Raw genomic sequence first — 1,679 nt, forward strand, 5'->3', positions numbered from 1 at the left:
CTTGAGAACTCAACTCAAACAAACTATCATTCCCCCAATTCCTGCTTCGGTTACTTCTATTAATTCGGGTAAGAAAAAAGTTGCTAAATAATCAATAACGTTATTCCCATAGCAGAAAGTGTTTTGGGAATAACAGAATAACAAATAACAGGGATAACAGAATTTGTTATGGGAATAACAGGATAACAAATAACAGAATGCTGATATGCAAGAAAATCAAGATATTCAGGAAAGGATTAGAGAATTAGAGCAAGAAGTTGAAGAACTAAAGGCTCTAATAAAATCTCAAGCTCAAACCTCCAATAAAAACCTACTTTTAAAGCATTTAGGACAAACTCCAGAGGAACAAATCAAAAACAATCAAGCTGCGATGAATTGGGCTAAAGAAAGAATGCAAGCAATTAAGGATAAATGGGGGGACGAATGGGAGAATTAGAGTTAATGTTGGCGGCGAGGTTTCCTTTAATTTATGTGGTGTCTGCCGAAGAAGAACCAGCAGAAGAAGAACTTTTGAATGTAGCAAAAGCTAGAAAATCACAGATTTATTTTTGGGATTTTGCACGGGGTTGGAATGATAATAATGCTGATAAAGGTCAACCCATGGGGGCTTTAACTCGAATAGCTAAATCTCCTAAAGACCAACCCACAATATTTGTTCTCAAGGATTTAGGTTGTTTAATTGCGCCTGGTTCTAATAATCAGATAAATCCTGGTCAATTACCTTTAGTTCGGGAAATCAAGAATCTAGCACGGGAAATGAGTCGTGACCGTCGCTGTTTAGTTATCTTGTCTGACCAATTACGTTTACCAACTGAACTCCGCGAAGAAACAACAATTGTAGATTTTGATTTACCAAGCATTGAGGAAATTTCTTTATTGGTAAATAATCTGGTAGGCAAAAAGTTAAAACTATCAGGTGAAAGTCTTGAACAACTTCTTAAAGCCTGTCAGGGGTTAACTCGGTGTCGGATAGCCCGGGTATTAGCTAAATGCCTAGCCAGGTCTGGGAAAGTTGATGAAAGTGCCATCGGGGTAGTCATCGAGGAGAAACGCCAAACTATTCGGGAAACTGGGATTCTTGAATTTATACCTGTACAGACTGGGCTTGAGTCAGTTGGGGGTTTGGAAAATTTAAAGGCTTGGGTTAAATTGCGATCGCATTCATTTACCGATGCTGCACGGGCTTATGGGTTGCCTAGTCCCAAAGGTGTGCTACTTGCAGGTATTCAAGGTACAGGGAAAAGTTTGAGTGCTAAAACCATTGCTGCTGAGTGGAAATTACCTTTATTGAGATTAGATGTTGGAAGGTTATTTGGTGGGATTGTTGGTGAAAGTGAATCAAGGGTCAGGCAGGTAATTAAATTAGCTGAAGCTATAAGTCCAGTTGTTTTGTTCATAGATGAAATTGAGAAAAGTTTTAGTAACAATCAATCCGATGGTGATTCAGGAACCAGTAAGCGAGTATTTGCCACATTATTAACTTGGTTAGCTGAAAAAACCGCTCCCGTATTTGTTGTTGCTACTGCCAATAATGTTGAGCTTTTACCTGCTGAATTAATCCGTAAAGGAAGACTTGATGAATTGTTCTGGCTATCTTTGCCAACACAATCAGAACGGGAACAAATCTTTAAAGTTCACTTAAACCGCTTACGTCCTAATAATCAATTCAACTTAGAGTT

At 38.4% G+C, this 1,679-nt stretch carries 2 protein-coding genes; both read left to right on the forward strand.

What is annotated here, in order from left to right:
• Positions 1-205: 205 nt before the first annotated feature.
• Complete coding sequence (locus tag PL9631_RS25760; RefSeq protein WP_083616000.1) at positions 206-436, forward strand: hypothetical protein; 231 nt, start codon at positions 206-208, stop codon at positions 434-436.
• Positions 424-1,679 (forward strand): AAA family ATPase (locus tag PL9631_RS25765; RefSeq protein ID WP_197046532.1); only part of this gene is annotated, 1,256 nt, incomplete at its 3' end. The genes PL9631_RS25760 and PL9631_RS25765, both read left to right, overlap by 13 nt.

The organism is Planktothrix paucivesiculata PCC 9631, assembly GCF_900009265.2.
GTDB lineage: Bacteria > Cyanobacteriota > Cyanobacteriia > Cyanobacteriales > Microcoleaceae > Planktothrix > Planktothrix paucivesiculata.